Annotated in this window: 17 protein-coding genes and 4 tRNA genes; 12 read left to right on the forward strand and 9 right to left on the reverse strand. The window is 43.1% G+C overall.

What is annotated here, in order from left to right:
* Positions 1 to 222: 222 nt before the first annotated feature.
* The 4 genes from EMP01_RS06060 to EMP01_RS06075 all read right to left on the reverse strand — a co-directional run bounded on the left by EMP01_RS06060 (position 223) and on the right by EMP01_RS06075 (position 4204).
* A complete protein-coding gene (locus tag EMP01_RS06060; protein ID WP_129020571.1) occupies positions 223 to 1143 on the reverse strand; it encodes a tetratricopeptide repeat protein in 921 nt (306 codons plus the stop codon).
* A 58-nt stretch (positions 1144 to 1201) separates the two neighbouring features.
* Complete coding sequence (locus EMP01_RS06065; RefSeq protein ID WP_129020572.1) at positions 1202 to 1828, reverse strand: deoxynucleoside kinase; 627 nt, start codon at positions 1826 to 1828, stop codon at positions 1202 to 1204.
* A 24-nt stretch (positions 1829 to 1852) separates the two neighbouring features.
* Positions 1853 to 2854, reverse strand: a complete 1002-nt coding sequence (gene trpS, locus EMP01_RS06070) for a tryptophan--tRNA ligase (RefSeq protein WP_129020573.1) — start codon at positions 2852 to 2854, stop codon at positions 1853 to 1855.
* Between the two features lie 69 nt (positions 2855 to 2923).
* Positions 2924 to 4204, reverse strand: coding sequence for an O-antigen ligase family protein (locus tag EMP01_RS06075; RefSeq protein ID WP_129020574.1), 1281 nt, complete (start codon positions 4202 to 4204; stop codon positions 2924 to 2926).
* A gap of 125 nt (positions 4205 to 4329) precedes the next feature.
* Between EMP01_RS06075 and EMP01_RS06080 the strand changes: the two genes are divergently transcribed.
* Entirely contained in the window at positions 4330 to 5841 is a 1512-nt protein-coding gene (locus tag EMP01_RS06080; RefSeq protein WP_129020575.1) for an Ig-like domain-containing protein, read from the forward strand.
* A gap of 500 nt (positions 5842 to 6341) precedes the next feature.
* Here EMP01_RS06080 and EMP01_RS06085 read toward each other — a convergent pair whose 3' ends face one another.
* The 3 genes from EMP01_RS06085 to EMP01_RS06095 are packed head-to-tail and all read right to left on the reverse strand — an operon-like array spanning position 6342 to position 11310.
* On the reverse strand, positions 6342 to 9866 hold the full coding sequence (locus EMP01_RS06085) for a gliding motility-associated C-terminal domain-containing protein (protein WP_129020576.1): 3525 nt from the start codon (positions 9864 to 9866) through the stop codon (positions 6342 to 6344).
* A gap of 33 nt (positions 9867 to 9899) precedes the next feature.
* Positions 9900 to 10541: a response regulator transcription factor gene (locus EMP01_RS06090; protein ID WP_129020577.1), complete on the reverse strand. Its 642-nt coding sequence runs from the start codon at positions 10539 to 10541 to the stop codon at positions 9900 to 9902.
* A 49-nt stretch (positions 10542 to 10590) separates the two neighbouring features.
* Positions 10591 to 11310 carry a 3'-5' exonuclease gene (locus EMP01_RS06095; protein WP_129020578.1) on the reverse strand — a complete coding sequence of 240 codons (720 nt, stop codon included), beginning with the start codon at positions 11308 to 11310 and terminating at the stop codon, positions 10591 to 10593.
* A 191-nt stretch (positions 11311 to 11501) separates the two neighbouring features.
* Here EMP01_RS06095 and EMP01_RS06100 point away from each other — a divergent pair, with 191 nt between their 5' ends.
* From EMP01_RS06100 to EMP01_RS06115, 4 genes are all read left to right on the forward strand, one after another.
* Positions 11502 to 12164, forward strand: a complete 663-nt coding sequence (locus EMP01_RS06100; protein WP_129020579.1) for a hypothetical protein — start codon at positions 11502 to 11504, stop codon at positions 12162 to 12164.
* Positions 12165 to 12271: 107 nt separating this feature from the next.
* Positions 12272 to 12919 carry a DUF47 domain-containing protein gene (locus EMP01_RS06105; RefSeq protein WP_129020580.1) on the forward strand — a complete coding sequence of 216 codons (648 nt, stop codon included), beginning with the start codon at positions 12272 to 12274 and terminating at the stop codon, positions 12917 to 12919.
* Positions 12920 to 12971: 52 nt separating this feature from the next.
* Positions 12972 to 14369, forward strand: coding sequence for an inorganic phosphate transporter (locus tag EMP01_RS06110; RefSeq protein WP_129020581.1), 1398 nt, complete (start codon positions 12972 to 12974; stop codon positions 14367 to 14369).
* Between the two features lie 142 nt (positions 14370 to 14511).
* Positions 14512 to 16599, forward strand: a complete 2088-nt coding sequence (locus EMP01_RS06115; RefSeq protein WP_202615998.1) for a dipeptidyl-peptidase 3 family protein — start codon at positions 14512 to 14514, stop codon at positions 16597 to 16599.
* 72 nt (positions 16600 to 16671) lie between these two features.
* Here the strand turns inward: EMP01_RS06115 and EMP01_RS06120 are convergent, their stop codons facing one another.
* Both EMP01_RS06120 and serS read right to left on the reverse strand, forming a co-directional pair.
* Positions 16672 to 17118: a DUF4293 domain-containing protein gene (locus tag EMP01_RS06120; RefSeq protein ID WP_129020582.1), complete on the reverse strand. Its 447-nt coding sequence runs from the start codon at positions 17116 to 17118 to the stop codon at positions 16672 to 16674.
* Positions 17119 to 17130: 12 nt separating this feature from the next.
* Entirely contained in the window at positions 17131 to 18408 is a 1278-nt protein-coding gene (gene serS / locus EMP01_RS06125) for a serine--tRNA ligase (protein ID WP_129020583.1), read from the reverse strand.
* A gap of 244 nt (positions 18409 to 18652) precedes the next feature.
* Here serS and EMP01_RS06130 point away from each other — a divergent pair.
* The 7 genes from EMP01_RS06130 (at position 18653) to EMP01_RS06160 (ending at position 23043) form a co-directional block, all read left to right on the forward strand.
* Positions 18653 to 18725, forward strand: a tRNA-Thr gene (locus EMP01_RS06130).
* A gap of 55 nt (positions 18726 to 18780) precedes the next feature.
* Positions 18781 to 18863 (forward strand) — tRNA-Tyr (locus EMP01_RS06135).
* A 38-nt stretch (positions 18864 to 18901) separates the two neighbouring features.
* Positions 18902 to 18974 (forward strand) — tRNA-Gly (locus tag EMP01_RS06140).
* Between the two features lie 103 nt (positions 18975 to 19077).
* A tRNA-Thr gene (locus EMP01_RS06145) sits at positions 19078 to 19149 on the forward strand.
* A gap of 198 nt (positions 19150 to 19347) precedes the next feature.
* On the forward strand, positions 19348 to 20535 hold the full coding sequence (gene tuf, locus EMP01_RS06150; RefSeq protein ID WP_129020584.1) for an elongation factor Tu: 1188 nt from the start codon (positions 19348 to 19350) through the stop codon (positions 20533 to 20535).
* 135 nt (positions 20536 to 20670) lie between these two features.
* Positions 20671 to 22536, forward strand: a complete 1866-nt coding sequence (locus EMP01_RS06155) for an HNH endonuclease signature motif containing protein (RefSeq protein ID WP_161971234.1) — start codon at positions 20671 to 20673, stop codon at positions 22534 to 22536.
* 93 nt (positions 22537 to 22629) lie between these two features.
* On the forward strand, positions 22630 to 23043 hold the full coding sequence (locus EMP01_RS06160; protein ID WP_129020586.1) for a hypothetical protein: 414 nt from the start codon (positions 22630 to 22632) through the stop codon (positions 23041 to 23043).
* The last annotated feature ends 55 nt before the right edge of the window (positions 23044 to 23098 follow it).

The following is a 23098-nucleotide window of genomic DNA, read 5'->3' on the forward strand; positions in this document are numbered from 1 at the left end:
GCAAAAAGTATACAAGTATCTGCATCAAATATTTAAAAACAAGTGGTAACGGGTACTACTTATCTCTTTTTGCTTTTATGACGATTCTTTCTTAAACGTTTTTTGCGTTTGTGTGTTGCAATCTTATGACGTTTTCTTTTCTTACCACAAGGCATAATTAATTGATTTAATTAAGTTAATAAAATGTTTACTATATATTTCAAGCGTTTCGCGCTATAAATTTTATGGTTTTTGCTGCTTATTGAAAGTAGCGATATATGCATCCATGTCTTTGTCAAATGCCGGGTTTTTCATAATCGCTTTTGCCTCATTGAATAATTCAATAGCTTTTTCGAGATTACCCTGCATTTTGTAAGCCTCACCCATAAACAGGTGCGCTTCCAGGTTGTTTTTGTCCAGTGCCAGTACTTTTACACCGCGTTCAATAGCCTTATCCGTTTGATTGGATTGTAATGCCATTTTACCGAGTGTAACCTGTGCGCGGATGTTCTGAGGGTGTTTTTCTGCAAAATCGCGCAGTTTAAATACACCATTCATCACATCGCCCCGGTCAATCATTGCGACAGCAATATCCATTTCAAGGGTATCACTTTTCGGATCAATGTTTATCACTTTATTCAAAGAAGCAATCCGGCCTTCGGCCAGCCATTGTCTCACAGCAGCATCTTTCTCTTCAGACAGAGCTTCCTGAAACAAATGGGCGGCAAAGTTCAGTATTTTTTCTGAATTTTCCAAATTACCCGCTTCAGCATAATAATGTGCCGCAATACCAAACTGGTTCATTTTCTGCCAGCGATCGCCCAAAGCCTTATAGGAAGCGGCTTGCGCCGTCTTGTCTTTGTTTGTAAGGGCGTCTGTTTCCAGGTGATTTATTTCTGCAGCAGTCTGCGGAGACAGTAATTTTTTCTTGGTTGCAGCAAGTAAAGAGTCAAAATTAGCAGGTGGTACCATAGCCATTGCTCCACCCATCATGGGGCCGGCCGCTCCCGGGGCTTCTGCAGCATGGTCATGTCCGTCATCGGCACTATGGTTATGGCTCGCCTCAGCGCTTCCCTTTGCGGGTTTTACATTACTTGTACCCCAGTATATACCTGCTGTGGCAGCCAGTGCGACACCAATGGCGATCAATTGCTTACTGTTCAAAATATTAAAATTTTTGCAAAATTAACGAAACTTACGTTTCTCATACGTTAAAACATGGTCAAAAAAGACCATTGATCTCCGCATCTATCTTACTGATTACCTGGGCAAAATCTTCGGTATTATCGGCGTAGTTACAGTTGTCAATATCAATGATCAACAGCTTGCCATCCTTATAATTATCTACCCAATGATTATAATGTTCATTAAGGCGCTTCAGGTAATCGAGCCGGATATTGTCCTCATATAAACGTCCTCTTTTTTGAATCTGGTCTACCAGTGTCGGAATCGAAGCCTTCAGGTAGATCATCAGGTCCGGTGGCTTCACCATACTCTTGATGGTACGGAAGAACTGGGCATAGTTTTCAAAATCCCGGGAAGACATCAATCCCATCTCATGCAGGTTGGGCGCAAAGATGTGCGCATCCTCATAGATTGTTCTGTCTTGAATCACCGCATGAGCACTCTGCTGTATTTCGAGCAGTTGTTTCAGCCGGCTGTTCAGAAAGTAGATCTGCAGGTTGAAAGACCATCGCTGCATATCATTGTAGAAATCGCTCAGGTAAGGATTATTCTCTACCGATTCAAATTGCGGTACCCATTTATAGTGTTTAGCCAGCATCTGGGTCAGGGTAGTTTTCCCTGCCCCGATATTTCCGGCTATGGCAATGTGCTTTAACGTACTCATTATACTATTGTACAGTTCTGGAGATTAATAATAGTTAATGCCGATTGCTTTGCGTGCTGCAGTCAGGGTCTGAACGGCACTTTCACGGGCACGTTCTGCTCCGGATTTCAGGATCTTACGCAGACGCTCTTCGTCTTTCTGCAATTCCAGTGCCTCTATTCTGATCGGATCCACAAAACGGATCATATCCTCAGCCAGTTGCTTTTTGAAATCACCGTAGCGGATACTGCAGCTATTGAACTGCTCTCTGAATAATGCTGCCGTATCTTTTTCTGATACCAGATCCATCAGGTCAAACAGATTCTTTATATAATCAGGCATTACGCTGTTGGGTTCTGTCGGACCGCTGTCTGTCTTGGCCTTCATCATTTTTTTGCGGATCGTTTCTGCTTCATCATTCAGGTAGATGGTCGCATTCTGGTTCTCGCTTTTGCTCATTTTACCATTGCCATCCAGGCTCATGATTTTTACCGTCTGCTCGTCGAAGCGGTATACATGTGGTTCCGGGAATAGATCAACGTTATAGCGCTGGTTGAAACGGTTACCGAAGTTGCGGGCCATTTCCAGGTGTTGCTCCTGATCCTTGCCCACCGGTACTTTCACCGCACGGTGTATCAGTATGTCTGCTGCCATTAATACCGGATAAGTAAGCAGGCCGGCATTCACATTGTCCGGGTTTTGTCTCACTTTATCCTTAAAAGTAGGCACTTTTTCCAGTTCCCCTTTATAGGCCAGCATATTCAGCATTAAGTATAATTCTGTAATCTCCGGTACGTCCGATTGTGCGTACAGGGACACCTTATCCGGATCCAGTCCACTGGCAATGTTCTCTGCGGCTACACGGAAAACGTTTTGCTTAAGGTCTTTAGGGTCAGGATGAGTGGTCAGGGAATGATAATCTGCTACAAAGAAGTAACAATTGTAATCATTCTGCATTTTGATATAATTATGAATGGCACCAAAATAGTTGCCCAAATGTAAAAATCCGGTGGAACGGATTCCACTAACTACGATATCTTTTTGCATAGTGCTGCAATTTACAATATTTTGAATTCTCCCTAAGGGAGATTAGTCTGAAATGAAATGAAAAATAACTTAAAGGGCAGCGGCTATGGCTGCAGGAGAATTGACGGCGCGCAGGCGCCAGACAAATAATACGAAGAAAAGATATACCAGTACACCAAACTGTACTTCCAGCATTGACTCTGCCATCATAGCAAAGATCAGTACTGCGGAAGTGGCTATGGCATACACTGCGCCAGGCCCTTTACTGAATATTGGTTGTACAATCATGAGTATAAAGATAAGACTTAATACGCAACCCAACGCAACCATCACAAAAAGTAACTGGTTATGAGGGATCAGGCGGTTCTCTTCCGGTATCAGCGGGTAGTGCGCTGCATACTGATCTGCCATTGCTTTTTTCAGGTCTCCGGCACCTACACCCAGCACGGGATGCTCTTTGATAATATTCAACGCCAGCTGATAAGAGATAATACGGCCCTGGTCGCTGTAGTTGTAGTCCAGCGCAGCATTGGGGTCGTTAGCCTGTTCGATCTCTTTTTGTACGTAATCTATCTTGGCATGGATTGTCGGCACTTTTAAGTAGGCCAGAAAACTCAGGACAGGCAGAGACAGCAGGAATAATACGGCCACCAGCTTATTGCGATTATAAATTTTACCAAAACCCAGTATGGCAATCATAATATAGAATCCGAGCAGGCCCGTTTTGGTTGCGAGCAAATGATTAAAACCTGTGAGTACCAGTATGAAAAAGAAGGCTAAAAACTTATCCCATTTTGTAATCCTGGTCCAGTGCTCCAATACTAAATACACATTTAAAAGCGTTGTCAATACCAATGCCAGGCTAAAGCGTATATAATCATTGTATATAGAAGTAGGTATCAGTTTAGATGAACCATAAGATTCTATGTAATAGCCCGGGTTTTGCATAAAAGTATACAGGCTCTGACTGATATTGATCAGCAATAGTCCCGAAATGCCATATATAAGTATGCGCAACATGTTCAGCTTATGAACCGGTAAGCTGAGAAAACCAAATGGTAACAGGAGGAACGGAAGCTTGATCACGATGCGGGAAGCCCATTCAGCAGTGTTACTGCTCCACAAACCGGAGACAAGGTAGCTGGCAAAGAAAAGGGCGCTCCATAAAGCCAGCCGGCTTTTGCGGATTGTAGCCCAATGTTGCTTTATGGTACCCGGCATGCAGGCATTCAGAAAAAGGGCAATGGCACCGATACTGACCAAAGCGCGTGCATGCAGCATTCCGGCGATCATCATCAGGCAGGAGAGTACCGCAATCCAATCCTGGATGCTATGCTTTTGGTGAATATTTCCGGTGGTTGTATGCGTCATCTGATGTGTGCTGTGCTTTAACAGGTTAGGCGCAAAATTCACCTTTTTAAATAACAATACAAAAAAAGCCACATTTTTCTAAGCAGTAGAATACTTGTACTTTTGATGCGTTAAAAATACCTTGTTTGAAACTAAATAAATATACAGGCTGGATTTTACCAGCGGCGATGGCCCTATTGTTTGCAGGATTGTACTCCTGTGCCAATATCGTTCCACCGTCCGGAGGGGAAAAGGACACTACTCCGCCAAAGTTGCTGTCCATGTCTCCTAAAGATTCTTTGCGCAATCAGAAGGTGAGTAAAATCGTATTGCACTTTGACAAATTCGTAGAACTGACTGATCTGCAGAAAAACCTGGACCTGTCTCCGCAACTGGAAATTCAACCTTCCGTGGTCGCTATAGGTAAACGGGTAGAGATCAAAATTGTAGACAGTTTATTAAAGCCCAATACTACCTATCGCATTTCTCTGGGAAATGCAATTACGGATAACCGGGAAAAAACGCCTTATGGAAATTTCCGGTATACGTTTACGACAGGCGACTATTTCGATTCCCTGCAGTTGCAGGGTAATGTGGCAGATGTATACGGCGGACACCCTGATACCGGGGCTATAGTAGTATTGTATCCGGAACCATTCAATGATTCGATGCTGCTCACCAAAAAAGCGATGTATGTAACGCGGGCAGATCAGAATGGTCATTTTAAATTAAGCGGACTGCCGGATAAGTCTTTCCACATATTTGCCATTGCGGATGCAGATGATAATAAGATGTATGGTGCGGAAGAGCGTATTGGATTTATAGCTGGAAGCCTTAAGCCAAAACCGGAATCAGATTCAACCAGTATAACCTTATATAGTTCCAAAGCCAGAGCGCCAGTCGCGGCAATAAAAGATACTACTGTTATTGCCAAACCGCTTACGGTAGGTAAAATCATTTCTACAGATAAGAATGCCCAGGTATATATTGTACAGGCCGATTCTGCGCACCTAGAACGCGAGACTTTTGAGCTGAATAAACCTCTGGGCATCCTGCTGAATACGATTGTAGGCAAAATCGATTCTTCGAAAATATACCTTAGTTATATCAATACTGGTGGTATTGAAACAGAAGGACGCCGGACCATCAGCACAGATAGCAGCCGCATACTGATACACCATCGCTGGGAGCCGGAAACGGTATATACCCTGCGACTGGTGAAGGGATGGGCGTTAGATACTTCAGGCAAAGAGTTGCCTCCGGCAAAAGTAAGCTTCCGCACCAAACGTAATGAAGATTATGCCATGATGAATATACATATCCCGGCAGCTTACCGTGCAGATAGTTTTGTGCTTTCGATATACAAAGATCAGGACAGCATCTATCAGCAAACAGTACGGGATAGTGTAGTAACCCTTACCTTACTGGATCCGGGAAAATATACGATCAAAATTATTGCAGACGGAAACAGGAATGGCATGTGGGATCCCGGTAATTTCTGGAAAAGGCTGCAGCCTGAGATGATATTTCCGCACCAGACAACAGTTGATCTGAAACCCGGTTGGGAGAATGATATTGATTTCGTCTTTGACCCTGCGGTACTGATCGCACCGCAGCAACAATCAGCATTGAAGAAGAAGGCTGCCTTTGAACGGTAGCGAGATGTATATAAAACAAACTGAGTATCCTCTTTTAGGAAACAAAGCTCTACATTATTTCTTTGATTTCATTTTGTATTATTGCTGGCTAAAATCAATGTGTTTGCCGTTCAGAAACCAGAACGCTGTACTCAGACAGTGGTTTGTAACTCTATCGACCGAGCCAATGATTTTTGTAACGCCGGATTTATAAGGCCTTTTAAGCGATCTGTACCTGTACAGATCGCTTATTGTTTTCATCACAGCGATAGTCATTTTGGAGTGGAGATGCGATCGTTGAGCACCGAACGCATCACACGTTAAGCTCAGACGATCAATGCACGCAACGGTACAAAATGGCGGTGCTCTGCAATCGCCTTGATGAAAACAAAGGCATTTTTGGTCCTTTTGTTGCCTGGACAAAAGGACGAATAAAAGAGTTACCTACATGCGTATAGTCAGTTAAAACAATAAAGGAGGGCATTGCCCTCCTTTATTGTTTCTATATAATGTTGAAATGCTTATCGCATAAGGGTTACATTACCCTGTTTCTTGGTAGTAGAGCCATCAAAGAAATCGGCAGTAAGCAAGTAACCATAAGTATCCATTTCCTGGAGTACACCTTTATACTTACCATCCCATCCTTTATCCAGTTCACTGGTCTCGAATACTTTTTCTCCCCAGCGGTTAAAGATTTGCAGGTTTACCTTGTCAATACCATAACCCCTGATACGCAGGATGTCATTATTACCATCTCCATTCGGACTGAATGCTGTAGGCAGATCTACGATAGGGTAAATGCTCGCGGTCAGTTCCTTGCATACTTTGTCACTACAATTGAATTCATTGGTGGCGGTCAGGCATACTTCGTATGTTCCACTACGTCTGTACTCAAATACAGGATTAGTTTCCGTACTGCTTCTGCCATCACCGAAATTCCATAAGTAGCTGCTCGCTCCTGTACTTTGGTTGGAAAAAGTAAACGGTTCATTCGGTTCTCCTATTGTCGGACTAAAGGTGAATGCAGCAGTCGGTGCCGGATTTACCTTGACAGTTACATAGATCGTATCGAATTTATTACAGGTATTGGGATTGCCCACAATCAAACGAGCGGTATACGTTCCAGCCTGGGTATATACGTGGCTGGTTGGAGAAGTGGTCGCCTGAGTGCCATCGCCAAAATCCCACTGATAAGAGATCGCATTGCTGCTGGAATCCGGGAAGTCCACTGCCGCATGTACACAAGCGCTTATGTCCGGGAGCGGATTAGCGTTTACAAACAGGTTAGAAAAATTAATCGTTTTGATCACACTGTCTGGGTTATTACAGGCACCAGGCATCGTCATTTTCAGTTTAATGTTGTATGGTCCCGTACCGGCATAGGAGTGCACCGGAGGGTTGGCACCGGTAAAGCTATTACCATCGCCGAAATCCCATACAAATGTAGCACCCGTGGTAGGGCCGCCGTTAATACCTACAGAAGTATTATTGAACTGCACTTTAGGGTTAAAGCAGCTATCCAGTATAGTATAAGTAAAGTCAGCATTAACGGTATCTGCACGTACGACAATGGTTACATAACTGGTATCTTCCGTAATACAGCCTTCGGGATTGCTTCCGATCAGGCGCACGCTATAAGTGCCCGGTGTGGTATATGTATGCGTAGGGGTTTGTGCCGTGCTGAAGCCCCCGTCGCCAAAGGCCCAGCTCCATGAGGTAGCATTGGAAGAGTTGTCCTGGAATTGTACGGTAAATGGTACACAACCAGAAGTAGAAGGGCTCGCCGCAGCATTCACCGACACACTACCCAGGTTAAACGCGATTTTTACCGCACCAAGGTTACAGTTAGAACTGCCTTTTGTCGTTGCATAGGCACCCGGTGTAGATGGAAATGCAGAGCCTGCACCGCAACTGGCACATATAGCCTGGTATACCACCCCTTTAGGATCAAAGCGGCTGGTACCACCATCTACGTGCTCCTCTTTAGACGGAGCACCAAAGTAGGTGCCATAAAGGAGGCTCTGGGCACCACTGCTTAATACAATAAAGTAAAAGTCTGCACCATCGGTTGTAGGTTGTATTGCATTGCTGGTTATAGGCATACCCAGTACACTGGTTGCCGGTGCAGCAGATGTAAGACCACCCCAGCCGGAGATATATACATTCTCACAGGTATCTACAAGAAATGCAACCGGAGAGATATTTGCATTGGCTACATTACTGCCGCTGCCATATACAGTAGAGTAAATCCGTGTGGCGAGCGTGCTATCCAGCTTCAGCAAAAACTGGCGTGAACCCGGATTGTTATATACACCGGGACTCACCGGGAAGCTACCCTGTGTTTGTCCCATTACATATACATTATTTTCTTTGTCGACCTGTATACCATAGTTCTGGTCATAAGCCGGAGTGCCCACATAAGTTGTACGGATCAAAGGATAAGTACCGCTATTCTGGAAGCGCATGATATATCCGTCGATACCTCCCGCATTACTGGATTGCCATGCACCAGCCGTACTGCTGCTATGGAAGTCGGTACTCTGCGTACCTCCGGAAACATATACCATAGCCTGTGTTTTGTCCAGGGCAATGCTATAGGCTCCGTCTACGCTGGTGCCACCGAGGTAAGTACCATAGGTAAGCGTGGTCAGGGTTGGATTAAATTTCAGAAATACACCATCCTGTGTACCGCCCAGCGATGATTTAAGCGCATTGGAGCTTACCGGAAAGTTTGCAGATTGCGTATTGCTGGACAGGTATATATTACCTGTATTATCAACAATAACCTCGCTCCGGGAGTCATCACCGTAGTTATGTTTTAAGGTAGAAAATGTATTATAGTTGGCAGAGATGTTTACACCATCTGCAGCCGTGCCTCCGATATAGGTAGATCCGACAAGTGCAGTGCCACCGGCATTCAGTTTGGTAACTATGATATCAAAGTCTCCTGCATTGGTGGTACGGAAAGCGCCGGTAGTAGTTGGGTAATTGGTAGAAGCAGATTTTCCGCTGATCACCAGATTGTTATTCTGATCTACAATAAGGCTGTGCGGCATTTCGTTGCTGCTGCCACCTATATATGTTGAGTAAACCAGGGAAGTACCTGAAGCATTAAATTTAGAGATAGAAATATCACAGTCTATACCCAGACTTGCAGACCCGCTACCACCGCCATAAGTGGTCTGGAAGGCACCGGTACCCACCGGATAACCAGCTCCTCTGGCAATACCCCCGGCATACAGATTGCCGGCAGCATCGTACGTGGCGGTAAAGCCCCAGTTATCTGCAATAGAACCCGTCAGTGTAGCAAACACCATCTGCGGGTCAATAGTCAGTACCTGGCTTTTGTCGTAACCTTTAGGAAATTTAAAGCTCAGCACATCACCATTCAGTACATACTCGCACTTTACTTCTTTACGAACGCCATCTACATACTGGAAAGCGTACGGCTTTTGTTCTATAATCTTACCAACGGAGGTCTGGATCTGTAAGTTGCCTTTTTCAAGGCTTAGTCCGTTTGTACCTTCGTACTGCAGTTTTATTTTATTAATATCTGCATTGGGTTGCACCACCAGGTCATACTTCAGGTAGCTGTTTTCAGAATAGAAATAAAAATCTATACCCTGGTAGATCTCTTTAAAAGTAACATTGCCAAATAAGGACACATTACTTTTCCAGCGTTGAGGATCGCTGCCCAGATAATAGTTGTGATAAGCAGTTTGCTTGCTTTGCGGCACCACAGCAGCCTGCTGGTTCCCGTTAAGCCATTTCATTTTATAAGCATGAAACTTCAGCGTAGGGGCATCAATATTACCATCCTTATACTGCTCGATCAGGGCATTGTTTTCCGGAGCGCCGGTAAGGTAAGTAATCCCTCCATGTTCCAGGTATATGTCTACATTCGGAGAGATACCCTTATAGAGAAAATCCTGTGACCATTGCCCTTCATTAGGGATAAAGAGAACGCTGCTGCTCTGTGCCTGCGCGCTATAGCCGGGACATAAAAGCAGTATGCATCCGATTATCCAAAAAAACTGTTTTATCATGTGATTAAAGCGTTTATAGAATAGTAAATGGGGTTATATAAATTTGTTCATACGGGCTGTTTTAATGGCTTCTGCTTTAGAATGAACATCAAGCTTACTGTATATATTTTTCAGGTGTGATTTTACGGTCTCCAGGTCTATAAAGAATTCATCTGCTATTTTGCCCCGCGTCTTTCCATTGGCAATCTGCTCCAGTATCTCTGTCTCTCTCTTGGTGAGGGGAGATTCTTTGCTGCGCTGGAAGGAGTTAACAACCATACGGGCTATGTGCGCGCTCATTGGTCCGCCGCCCAGCATTACTTCATTCACCGCATCCAGTATTTTCTGTGGGGGCGTGTTTTTGGTCAGGTAGCCGGAGGCTCCTTTGGTCAGCGCCTCAAATACGGCATCCTGGTGCTCGTTTACAGACAGAATAATTACAGCCGTATCGGGACATATTTCTTTAATCCTGGGTAAAGCCTGCAAACCCGAGAGTCCCGGCAACTGTATATCCAGCAGCACAACATCCGGAGCAATTGCAGGAAGCTGCTTCAGCGCACTTTCTGCATCTGCAAATACTGCTTTTACCTGGTAGCCTTCAGCATCGTTCAGTAAGACCTGGAAGCTCTCCCGGATTATAGCGTCATCTTCAATCAATGCAATAACAATATCATTCGTAGTAGTATTCTTTTTCATTATCTGGTTTATACACACAAATTTAACTATTTCTGCCTAGAATAAAACATTACACATAACAGGGCTCATATCCATCGCTGCTTTGCTGTGTCAGGCGCAGGTAGACCAGCGCGGTAGTATAGATATCGCTCATGCAGTAATGGGCAATGCCGGGCAGGTCATTTTCTATCCAGTAGTTATGTCCTACTTCACTACCACTCATCTCCGTTTTAGAAGACGGCAATTTTAAGGTGCGGGCAAGCAGATCCAGTGAAATAAAATGTTTGTAATCGCCAAATCGCCATAGATTAAGGGTATCAATATGAGGTACTTCCCATGGTTTCAGGCCATTCAGCTGTAAGCAATCGGGCAGGCTCAGGCCCTGTACGGTAAATCGCCTGCAGAGATAAGGCAGGTCGAACTCCTTAATATTATGGCCACAGAATATTATGGAAGGATGCTGTTCCGAGATCTCTTTAATGGTATCGGCAAAGGTCTGCAAGACAGTTTGCTCATCGTGATCAGCTATAGACTTAATACGGATTTGTTTGTTTTTAGTATCAATGATGCCCAGGCCTATGCAGATTACTTTGCCAAACTCTGCATAGATGCTGGCCCTGTTACGATAACTTTCGGCCGGATCGGCCAGTTCTGTTTCGTTAAGCTTTAAAAATGAAGACTTGTGTATCCAATGCTCCCGGATGCTTTCTTCCAGGTTTGTAATGTCTGCATGTTCGCTAACGGTCTCAATGTCAATAATTAGGATTTGTGGGCTGGTTTTAGATTTCATTATGGTAGTTTTAAAGTAACATTAATAATATTACATAAAGTTATCATATAGTTTTTTAAGTGTGGTAGGAAATATGAAAATATTGTTTTAGTTTTACTCTACCTCCTTATATGAACTGATTGAAAGAGTAACCTCTCAGCCCTAAAAAAAAACGTAGTAGTAAATAGTAAAAATTTAAAAATAAAGTTTATATGAGGTTTCTCGTGTTATTGATGGCACAGTTATGTGCATTTTGTGTAGTTTGGTCGCAGGAAAAGACGACGTATTTCCAGGGCAAGATTTCATACGTAATGAATTATTCCGATTTTAAAGGGAATAATATTAACAGCAAAGTGGCGGCATTTTTTGACCGCGAGCAGCATTTGTACATTAATGAGCAGAACTATAAGTTACTGGATCAGAACAAAAATCATGTGAAATTGTACAATGCTGGTAATAATGCCTATTTCTTCTTTAATAGGGATCATACCGCTTATAAGATCGATGTAACCAGCAAGACGACCCAGCGCGTAAAAGTGTTTGAGGTTGAAGATACGGACACTATTCTGGGTCATGTCTGTAAGGCGGTTAAGGTCGAGGCGGACTTCAGGGCGTACATATACTTCTACAGTCCCGAGATCAGGATTAATCCCGAGGTATACAATAACTACAACATGGAAGAGTGGAATGTGTATATCAAGGCTTCTAAAGGAGCCCTGCCGCTTCGTGTGATTACCCTTGACCTGCGCGGAAAGTATGTAGAAGATAAAGAAGCAGTGTCTATTACCCCAATGTCACTGGTGGCTGCCGACTTCACATTTCCTAAAGATGTTAAGCTGAAAAGGCTGAAATATGGCCTTGACATGGTCTGGTAGGCAGCAATCCAATATTAATTAATTATTAACTCTGGCGTTTTGATTGCATAGCCCGGTATTATATTGATACATTTGCCCCAAATTTTAAAAGCATAACATAAAATTATATGGGTTTAAATTCATTTTTGAAGGCTTTCCTTCCTAAGGACAAGATTTTTTTCAGCTTATTTGAGCAAATCGGAGTAAACCTTCAGGGAATGTCCAAGGCATTTGTAGCAGCATTGAACGATCCGAACTATGATAGCAGAAGAGCGGCATTGCTCAAACTGGAAGATTGGGAGCACAAAAACGATAACTTATCGCACAAAGTGTTTGTTGAACTGGGCCAGAATTTCATCACCCCATTTGACCGTGAGGATATCCACTACCTGGCTACCGCACTGGATGATGTAGCTGATTTTATGTATGCAGCCGGTAACAAGATCGTTACTTACGACGTTACAGAGCCTAATGATTATATGAAGAAAATGGCGGAGATTGTACAACTGTCTGTTGAACAATTGGCTATTGCGGTAGATAACCTGCGCGATATGAAAAATATCCGTGCGATTACAGAATGTTGTGTAAAAGTAAACAGCTACGAGAATGAAGCTGATGATGTGTACACGGCAAGCATTACCGACCTGTTCTCTTCTAACCTGCCTGCGGTAGAAATTATCAAATTAAAAGACGTATATCAGGATCTGGAATTTATCACCGATAAATGTGAAGATGCTACAAATATTATTGAATCGATAATCGTTAAATATGCTTAATCCGTTGCGGGTTAATCAATTCTTTTACATTTTATCTCAATAGTATTTTTATATGTTTACTTTACTGATTGTCATTATAGCATTAGCCTTAATATTTGACTATATTAACGGCTTCCACGATGCGGCAAATGCGATTGCGACCGTAGTGTCTACAAAGGTATTGACACCTTTGCAGGCTGTAGTATGGGCAGCATTTTTCAACTTTGCAGCATATTTTATCTTTGACCACGGGGTAGCCAATACCATTGCCAAGACGGTAAAGACGGAGTACATTACCCTGGCGGTTATCCTGGCCGGTCTCATAGCAGCCATTGCCTGGAACCTTATTACCTGGTGGTTCGGAATACCTTCCAGCTCCTCCCACACCCTTATCGGGGGCTTCGGCGGGGCGGCCATAGCACATGCCTTACTATCCAGCAGTGGAGCTACCGGATTAGGTGCTATCGATGGTCCTACCATTATCAAGATTATTTCCTTCATTGTACTGGCACCGTTTATGGGTATGCTGGTCGCCTTTATCATCTCACTATGGTTCCTGCACTCCTTCAAGAAAGGAGCGTGGCCGAAGGTTATATCAGTGTCGATCATTATCCTTTCCCTGTACTCTATGTCAAGAGTGCTGGAGACACCAAAGGCAACCATGTATAATTCGCAGGTAAAGATTGAAGAAACAACTGCAAAAATCACCGCTTTAAACCTGACTACCGATCAGAAAGTAAAAGAGATCGCAGATGAGACGCTGAGAAAAGAAGCAGAACCATTGTTTAAAGATCTGAAAGAAGCGAAAAAGAAAGCTGAGGCTGCACAGAAATCAATCGACAGCCAGAAGCCGTATATCCTTAAGTTATTACTGTTTGGGCATAATATGAAATGGGCATTATTGTTCTTCATCCTCATGTCTATGTCCATCTTTACCCTGTTCCTGAGCTCTTTGAACTATGCACAATCTGAGCGTTGGTTCAAACGCATGCAGCTGGTTTCCTCTGCCGCATTCAGTATTGGTCACGGTGGTAATGACTCACAGAAAGTAATGGGTATCATTATGGCGGCCTATATCGCCTACGATCCGACCAAGTATAACCTGGATCATATGGTGGCCTGGGTACCGCTGGCATGTTATACAGCAATCGCTTTGGGTACTATGAGTGGTGGTTGGAAGATCATTAAAACCATGGGTACCAAGATCACTAAAGTAACTCCTTTCGAAGGGGTGGCTGCTGAGACAGCCGGTGCCTTAACCCTGTTTATCACAGAGATGCTGAAAATACCGGTGAGTACAACACATACCATTACCGGTTCTATTATCGGGGTAGGGGCCACCAAGCGTCTGTCTGCCGTTCGTTGGGGTGTAACCATCAGCCTTTTATGGGCATGGATTATTACCATTCCGATCTCAGCCCTGTTCGCAGGAGCTGTATACCTGATCTTATCAGCATTCGGTCTGAAATAGAATATTAATCTTACATATCAAAAAGAGCTGCATCCCTCGGATGCAGCTCTTTTTTGTTACAATCTCCCCCCGAAAGGGGGACAGGCTTACTATTGAAATTAGTTTATCTTTACTGCTTCAATACCAGAAAAATTAATTGCTTATGTCAAAATTAAAAATAGGAATGATGATGCTATCAGGAGCTTTAGCATTTGCTTCTTGTAAAGGAACCACTTCCGGTACTACGGATGGAAAAGAAAAAGCCGCAAGCGGTTACAGTAAAGATTTTAAAGTAGAGGCAGAAGCCTTTGCAGACCTGCAACTGCTGCGCTACGAAGTGCCGGGTTGGGATGAGCTGACACTGCAGCAAAAAACACTGGCGTACTACCTTTATGAAGCAGCCCTGTGTGGTAGAGATATCTATTACGATCAGGCCAATATTCATGGTTTAACGTTACGCAAGACCATCGAAACAATTTATACAACGTATAAAGGAGATAAGAACTCCGAAGACTGGAAAAAATTCATGGAATATGCTGGTCGTTTCTGGTTCAGCACCGGTAATCACCACCACTATTCAAAAGATAAATTTATTCCGGAGTGTTCTGAAGAATATTTCAAATCACTGGTAAAGAATAGTGATACCACAAAGCTGCCTTTAGAGCAGGGCGAAAACGTAGATGCATTCCTGACCCGCATTCATGCGCCACTGTATGATATGAGCTATATGCCTAAGATGGTGGATCTGCGTGCTGGTGTGGATAACATTGCCAACTCTTCAAACAACTTCTACGAAGGTGTTACACAGAAAGAGGTAGAAGCATTCTACAACAATCCAGCATTGTTCCCGCACTCTGACCGCGAGCCGGAATGGGGACTGAACTCTAAGGTAATGAAAGATGCTTCCGGTAAATTAATCGAGAAGGTATGGAAACAAGGTGGCATGTATGATGCAGCAATCACTAAAATGGTTTCCTGGCTGGAAAAGGCAGTTACTGTAGCGGAAAATGAAGCACAGAAAAAAGCACTGTCTTTACTGGTTGAATACTACAAAACCGGTGACCTGAAAAAATGGGATGAATACAACATCGCTTGGACTGCAGATACCGCAAGCCGTATAGATGCGTCTATAGGCTTTATAGAGGTGTATAACGACGCAATAGGCAAGAAAGGTAGTTATGAGGCCGTAGTGTCTCTGAAAGACCTGGAAACAACCAAAATTGTTTCTAAAATTGCCAGTGAAGCACAATGGTTTGAGGACAACTCTCCACTGATGCCGGAGCATAAGAAAAAACAAGTTAAAGGGATTACCGCTAAAGGTATTACAGTGATTGTAGAAGCCGGAGATGCGGCGCCAAGTACTCCAATCGGTATCAACCTGCCTAACTCTGACTGGGTTAGAAAAGAACATGGCTCTAAATCAGTATCCCTGACCAATATCGTACATGCCTATAATGAAAGCAGCAAATCAAGTGGTATGCTGGAAGAGTTTGTAGATGGTAAAGAAGATATGGATCGTATTAAACAATACGGTAGCCTGGCCAGCGATCTGCATACAGATATGCATGAATGTATCGGTCACGCATCAGGACAGATCAACCCGGGTGTAGGTACTCCGGATAAAACCCTGAAAAACTATGCCAGTGCCCTGGAAGAGGCTCGTGCCGACCTGGTTGCGCTGTATTACATCATGGACAAAAAACTGGTAGATATCGGTGTGATGCCTTCTCTGGAAGTAGGTAAAGCAGAATACTATAACTACATGATGAATGGCCTGATGACGCAGCTGACCCGCCTGAAACTGGGTGATAAAATTGAAGAAGCACATATGCGCAACAGAGCCCTGAATGCATACTGGGTATATGAAAAAGGTAAGAAAGATAACGTAGTTGAACTGATCAAGAAAGACGGTAAAACCTTCGTAAAAATCAATGATTACAATAAGCTGCGTACCCTGTTCGGCGAACTGCTGAAAGAGATTCAGCGTATTAAATCTGAAGGGGATTTCAATGCCGGTAAAAACCTGGTGGAAACCTATGGTGTAAAAGTAGATCCGGTATTACATAAAGAGATCCTGGATCGTTATGCAAAACTGAATACCAAACCGTACAAAGGGTTTGTACAACCAAGACTGGTTCCGGTTATGAATGGCGATAAGATCACTGATGTTAAGATCGAATATCCAACTTCATTCTACGAGCAAATGGCTGAATATGCTAAAGGATATTCCCTGCTGCCGGTTAAGAATTAATCAGATTACAAGTCATAAAAAAAGCCCCCGCCGGAAGGCGGGGGCTTTTTTTATGACTTGTCTGAATTTTAATTATCGTAAACGGTCCAGAGACTTGATTAATTTTTCATCTTTACGCAGGCCTCTTAAGGCAAATAGCAAGAGGAATACGGTAATAAAAGGAAGAAACATTCCTATCCATAAACTACCCTCAACACCCGGATATTTATTCCAGAAATTATTCAGACCTACAAACAGCCAGAACAATAATCCGATGCAAAGCAGGATATTGATCCATACCATCCCGATCTGTCTTTTGCGGTTTTTGAACATAAAGATCGCAACCAGGCTTAATACTACACTGATGCCGGAAAGCACTATAGCCAGGTAGTTATTGTTGATATTCTTAACGCTGTTGTAAACGCCCTGTGTGGCATCGTCCGGTGCAGCTGCAGCAAAGTGGTATACATCAAAGTAAAACATGCCTGCCATCACTAATGCAGCCAGCAACAGCCATATCGATTGTATTCTTTGTATCATAAGTGTTTCAGATTAGTTGATGATTTCGAAAGGTACATAATTTTTCAACACTTCCGGCAGGCGTATGCCCTCGGCAGTCTGGTTGTTCTCCAGCAGGCAAGCCAGTATGCGTGGCAGTGCAAGAGAGCTTCCGTTCAGGGAATGCAACAGTTCTACTTTACCTTCCGCATTGCGGTAACGGATCTTCATACGATTGGTCTGGAAGTTCTCAAAGTTAGACACAGAGCTTACTTCAAGCCATCTCTGCTGTGCCGCGGAGTAAACCTCGAAATCGTAAGTAAGCGCAGAAGTAAAGCTCATATCGCCACCACATAAACGCAGGATGCGATAGGGCAGGCCCAATGATTTGATCAGGTTCTCTACATGTAAAACCATCTCTTCCAGCGCTGCATAAGAGTGCTCCGGTTGTATCATCTGTACAATCTCTACTTTATCGAATTGATGCAGTCTGTTCAGGCCACGTACATCTTTACCATAGCTACCCGCTTCTCTGCGGAAGCAAGGAGTATAACCGGTCATTTTAACCGGCAATTGTTCTGCTTTTACAATCTCATCGCGGTAAATATTGGTTACCGGCACCTCAGCTGTAGGGATCAGGAAGAAGTTATCATCTTTGGCATGATACATTTGTCCTTCCTTATCGGGCAATTGTCCGGTACCATAAGCAGACGCTTCATTAACCATATGCGGTACCTGCAGCTCTTCGTAACCGGCTTTGGTATTATAATCCAGGAAATACTGGATCAGTCCTCTCTGTAAACGCGCGCCTTTACCGCGGTATACAGGAAAGCCACTTCCGGTAATCTTATTACCCAGTTCAAAATCGATCAGGTTGTATTTGGTCGTTAGTTCCCAATGCGGCAATGCTTCACCTTCAAATTCCGGCATGTCACCACCACTGCGCACCACTTCATTTTCTTCTGGCGTCTTGCCTTCCGGAACGCTGCTGTGCGGTAGGTTAGGCAAGCTTACGATTTTATCATGCAGTTCTGCTTCCAGGCGGTTTAATTCCTGTTGCAGCACTGCCGATTGTTCTTTATGTGCAGCCACTTCTTTTTTAGCGGCTTCTGCTTGTTCTTTTTCTCCTTTAGCCATCAGTGCACCAATCGTTTTCGATGCCTGGTTCTGCAGAGCCGTCAATGACTCCGATTGCTGTTGAATAGTTCTTTTTTGTTCGTCCAGCGCGATAATTTCATCTACAATTTCAACTTGCTTGAAATGTTTTTTGCGAAGGCCATCCAGGATGCGCTCTTTTTCCTGTGCTTGTCTGAATAGGGTAATCGGTAACATAATCTATAGAAATGTTTTGTGCTCGTTATACTTGCAAATGTATTGATTTGTTTGTGTACTTTAATGATTAAATATTGATTAGGATCATCAATGATAAAAGGCGTGTAATGCCCGCTGAAAAGGGACTTTGAAAAAAAATTTGAAAAAAAAGCAAAAAAAGTTTTGCAGATAAAAAAAGGTTTTCTACCTTTGCAATCCCAAACGGGAACAAAGTTCTTTAAGAAAATAAAAAACGAAGTAACGCGCCGCTTTAGCTCAGTTGGTAGAGCAGCTGATTTGTAATCAGCAGGTCGCTGGTTCAAGTCCGGCAAGCGGCTCTTATTGAGGCGAAATTTCGAATGTGTTTATTCATGTTTTAAGCTAGTCTCACTAGGGTAGGTGGCCGAGTGGTTAAAGGCGGCAGACTGTAAATCTGCTCACTCACGTGTACGGAGGTTCGAATCCTTCCCTGCCCACATTTTTTATTTAGCGAATAGCACTCTTTAGTGCTTTTGCGGGAGTAGCTCAATTGGTAGAGCGACAGCCTTCCAAGCTGTAGGTCGCGAGTTCGAGACTCGTCTCCCGCTCATTATTGTAGTCTGAGATGAATTGTCGTATGGTATGTTAATAGTTGTTCACAACGGCAGCCCTACCGCAGTTCATTTTTTTTGACAATAAATCCAACAACAAGCTGTTGTAGCTCAGTGGTAGAGCACTTCCTTGGTAAGGAAGAGGTCGGCAGTTCAATCCTGCTCAACAGCTCTTAATAATATACTTTCTTTGCCTTGTTTTAAACAAGACGGAGTGCATAAATTAAGATGATGATTTTTTAATATTGTTTTACAATTAAAATTTGTACAATATGAGAAAATATGCATATATTTGCACTCTGTTTTGAAAAAGGGCAAAACAGAAAGTGTATATTTTAACGTTTAACACAACTCTTTAAAAAAAATAACAATGGCAAAAGAGACCTTTAACAGGGAGAAACCCCACGTAAACATTGGTACAATCGGTCACGTTGACCACGGAAAAACAACTTTAACAGCTGCTATCACTTCTGTATTAGCATCAAAAGGTATGGCTGCTAAAAAAGGTTATGATGAAATTGATGGTGCTCCAGAAGAAAGAGAGCGTGGTATCACGATCAACACTGCACACGTAGAGTATCAAACTGAAAATCGTCACTATGCGCACGTTGACTGTCCGGGTCACGCCGATTATGTAAAAAACATGATCACTGGTGCTGCTCAGATGGACGGTGCTATCCTGGTAGTAGCTGCTACTGATGGTCCGATGCCTCAAACTAAAGAGCACATCCTGCTGGCTCGCCAGGTAGGTGTACCTCGTATCGTAGTTTTCATGAACAAAGTTGACTTAGTTGACGATCCTGAGATCTTAGAATTAGTTGAATTAGAAGTTCGCGAATTATTATCTAAATATGATTATGATGGAGATAACACTCCAATCATCAAAGGTTCTGCATTAGCAGGTCTGAACGGTGATGCTGCTGGTGTAGCTCAAATCGAAGAGTTAATGGCTGCTGTAGATGAGTACATTCCTCTGCCTCCACGTGCTGTTGACCAACCATTCCTGATGTCTGTAGAGGACGTATTCACTATCACTGGTCGTGGTACTGTTGCTACAGGTCGTATCGAGCGTGGTGTGATCAATGTAGGTGATAACGTTGAAATCGTTGGTTTCAATGAGTCTCCTCTGACTTCTACTTGTACTGGTGTAGAAATGTTCAAAAAATTATTGGATCGTGGTGAAGCTGGTGATAACGCTGGTCTGCTGTTACGTGGTATCGATAAGAAAGATATCCGTCGTGGTATGGTAATCGTTGCTCCTAAATCTATCACTCCTCACACTGAGTTCAGAGGTGAAGTTTACGTTCTGTCTAAAGAAGAAGGTGGCCGTCACACTCCGTTCTTTAACAAATACCGTCCTCAGTTCTACTTCCGTACTACGGATGTAACTGGTGAGTGTATGTTACCAGAAGGTACTGAAATGGTTATGCCTGGTGATAACGTAAACCTGTTCGTGAAACTGATCGCTCCTATCGCTATGGAGAAAGGTCTGAAATTCGCGATCCGTGAAGGTGGTCGTACAGTAGGTGCTGGTCAAGTTACCGAAATCGTTAAATAAGAAATATCATTCTTATATACAAAAGCTCCCGTTTTACGGGAGCTTTTTTTATGTGCCCCACCCATGCTTTTCTCTAAAGGAAATATGGGCTTAATATTGGATAATTATTTTTGTACTATATTAATGATCAGATATATGTATAAGAGTATTTGTACACTTGCTGTTATAATCATTTCTGCGTTCAGTACGCTGGCGCAGTCGGGGAGCTATTATAATGGCACACAGAACCTGCAGGGCTATCGTCTTAAAACGAAACTGCATGATATTGTAGCCCATAAGACCATCAGCTGGAACTATGGAGACCTTCCATCTTTCTACCAACAGACAGACAGGGATCTGTATTATGAAAACGACAGTTCCTTGCTGGATATCTATTCCGAAAACCCCGTCGGCCTTGATCCTTATAATTACTATTATCAGAATAACAGCCTGATCAGTGGTGCATCTACCGAAGGCCTGGGCTGGAACAGGGAGCATATTTATTCCCAGAGTTTCTTTAATAGTTATTACCCCATGTACTCTGACCTGCACTTTATCTTGCCGACCGATGCCCGTGTAAACCAGCGCAGGAGCAATTATCCGTATGCGAAGGTGGGTAACGCAGCCTTTACCTCATTAAACGGTACAAAGGTCGGACCATCTGCCACAGCCAATTATACCAATACGGTTACAGAGCCTATAGATGAGTTTAAGGGAGATATAGCGCGTATGCTTATGTATGTAGCAGTCCGTTATGAAAACCTCTTGCCATTTTTTGAATATGCCAATGTGCGCAACCCGATAGATAGTCTTTCTGAAAAGTCGTTTAAGGATTGGTACATACCCTTACTCTTGAGCTGGCACCAGCAGGATCCGGTATCGCAAAAAGAGATGGAGCGCAATAATGCGGTATATGCCATACAGGGTAACCGCAATCCGTTTATTGATCACCCGGAATGGGTACAATCTATCTGGGGCAACCTTCCCAATGATAATACCGTGCCCGACGCGCCTTTCCAGGTGGTGATGCAGGAGAAAGGAAAGCAATTTATCACTATTGAATGGCCATATGTACAGGGAGGAAATATTGCAGGCTATGAGGTATTGCTGAATGGAAATTTCGTGGGCTCTACGCAAGGTCTTAGCTACACTTTTGATCAGCTGACCGAAAACACAACTTACGATATTACCGTGCGTAGCTATAGTACAAGCTATGTGAAAAGTGCTTTAGCACCAGCTATCTCCGCAACGACAACAACAACTGATACTTTTGCAGGTGATCTGCTGATCAGCAAACTTATTACAGGCTCTGCCTATAATAAGGCCATTGAAATCAGTAATAAGACGGGGCATCCAGTGGATCTGAGGCATTATTACCTGAATATGCGCCAGGAAAATAGTACTTCAGGTGCTTTATACTGGTCATCAAATAAGATTCAGCTGGAAGGTACGCTGGCACATGGACGAAAGCTGGTCATCATCAATCCTCATGCGCAGCTGGCCTGCTTTGCAGTAGATAGTGCTGATATTGTTTCCAATGGATTACCCATGAACTTTGATGGCACACTCGCCATTGATTTGTTACATGATAACACTACCATTGATCGTATAGGTGATGCTTCTGTTCGGGCAAACTTTGCCACTGGCCGTAGCCTTTATCGTAAAGGTTCAGTTACACTACCTACTGCTGTGTATGATAGTACAGAATGGAATACGTACCCGTTAAATTACTGTGATGGACTGGGAAATCTTCCTGAAGAACCGACCATGATTAGTATCACCGCGAAAGAGTCATTGAATATTTATCCGAATCCCGTAGCGGCTGGCAGCTATATTTATGTGGAAGGAAAGTCCTTAAACCATGTAAAAGAAGCACTGCTACAGAGTATAGATGGCCGCGTATTAGAGAGGTATAAGAGTCCTTTCCGTAAGAGTTGCAGCATACAGCTCCCGGATCAGCTGGTACCTGGTATATATATATTGAGGATTGACGGACAAGGCTACAAACTTTTGGTGAAATAAAAACTTTAAATGAAATATACCAGTTATATATGAATTTTCATTTAATGTGAATATATTTGTAATGCATTCACATTCACCCTAAAAACAAAAATTATGAAAAAGGTATTATCACTGATGCTGCTTTTGGCAGCTTCTACTGGTTTATGGGCACAAAAAGGCCAGGTATGGCCCAGCGAAACCCGTCAGGAATTTGAAATTGATGAAAACGGCAAGATCACCAAAGAATATGCCGCAGCCGATTACAATTCCTATTATTTATTCATCAACAATAATGAATTCGTTCATTGTACGGGTACCATTACCAGTCTGTATAAGATTGTGAACCGTAAACAAAGAGATGGTGGAGTAGAGTATTCTGTTGTAAGCGAAGTGGGCAATAACTACCAGATGTTCTTTCATGAAAAAGATAAATACATTGTATTATCCTCTCGCGACAAAGGTTTCAGTGTGTATATAGAATGTAAAGCACCATATACCACACAAGTCTTTGACAATATCAATCGTTAAACGCAACTATAAAAAGTAATGGCCTGATCTTTAGATCAGGCCATTACTTTTTATA

Origin of the sequence: Edaphocola flava, assembly GCF_004118155.1 — a bacterium.
Taxonomy (GTDB): Bacteria; Bacteroidota; Bacteroidia; order Chitinophagales; family Chitinophagaceae; genus Edaphocola; species Edaphocola flava.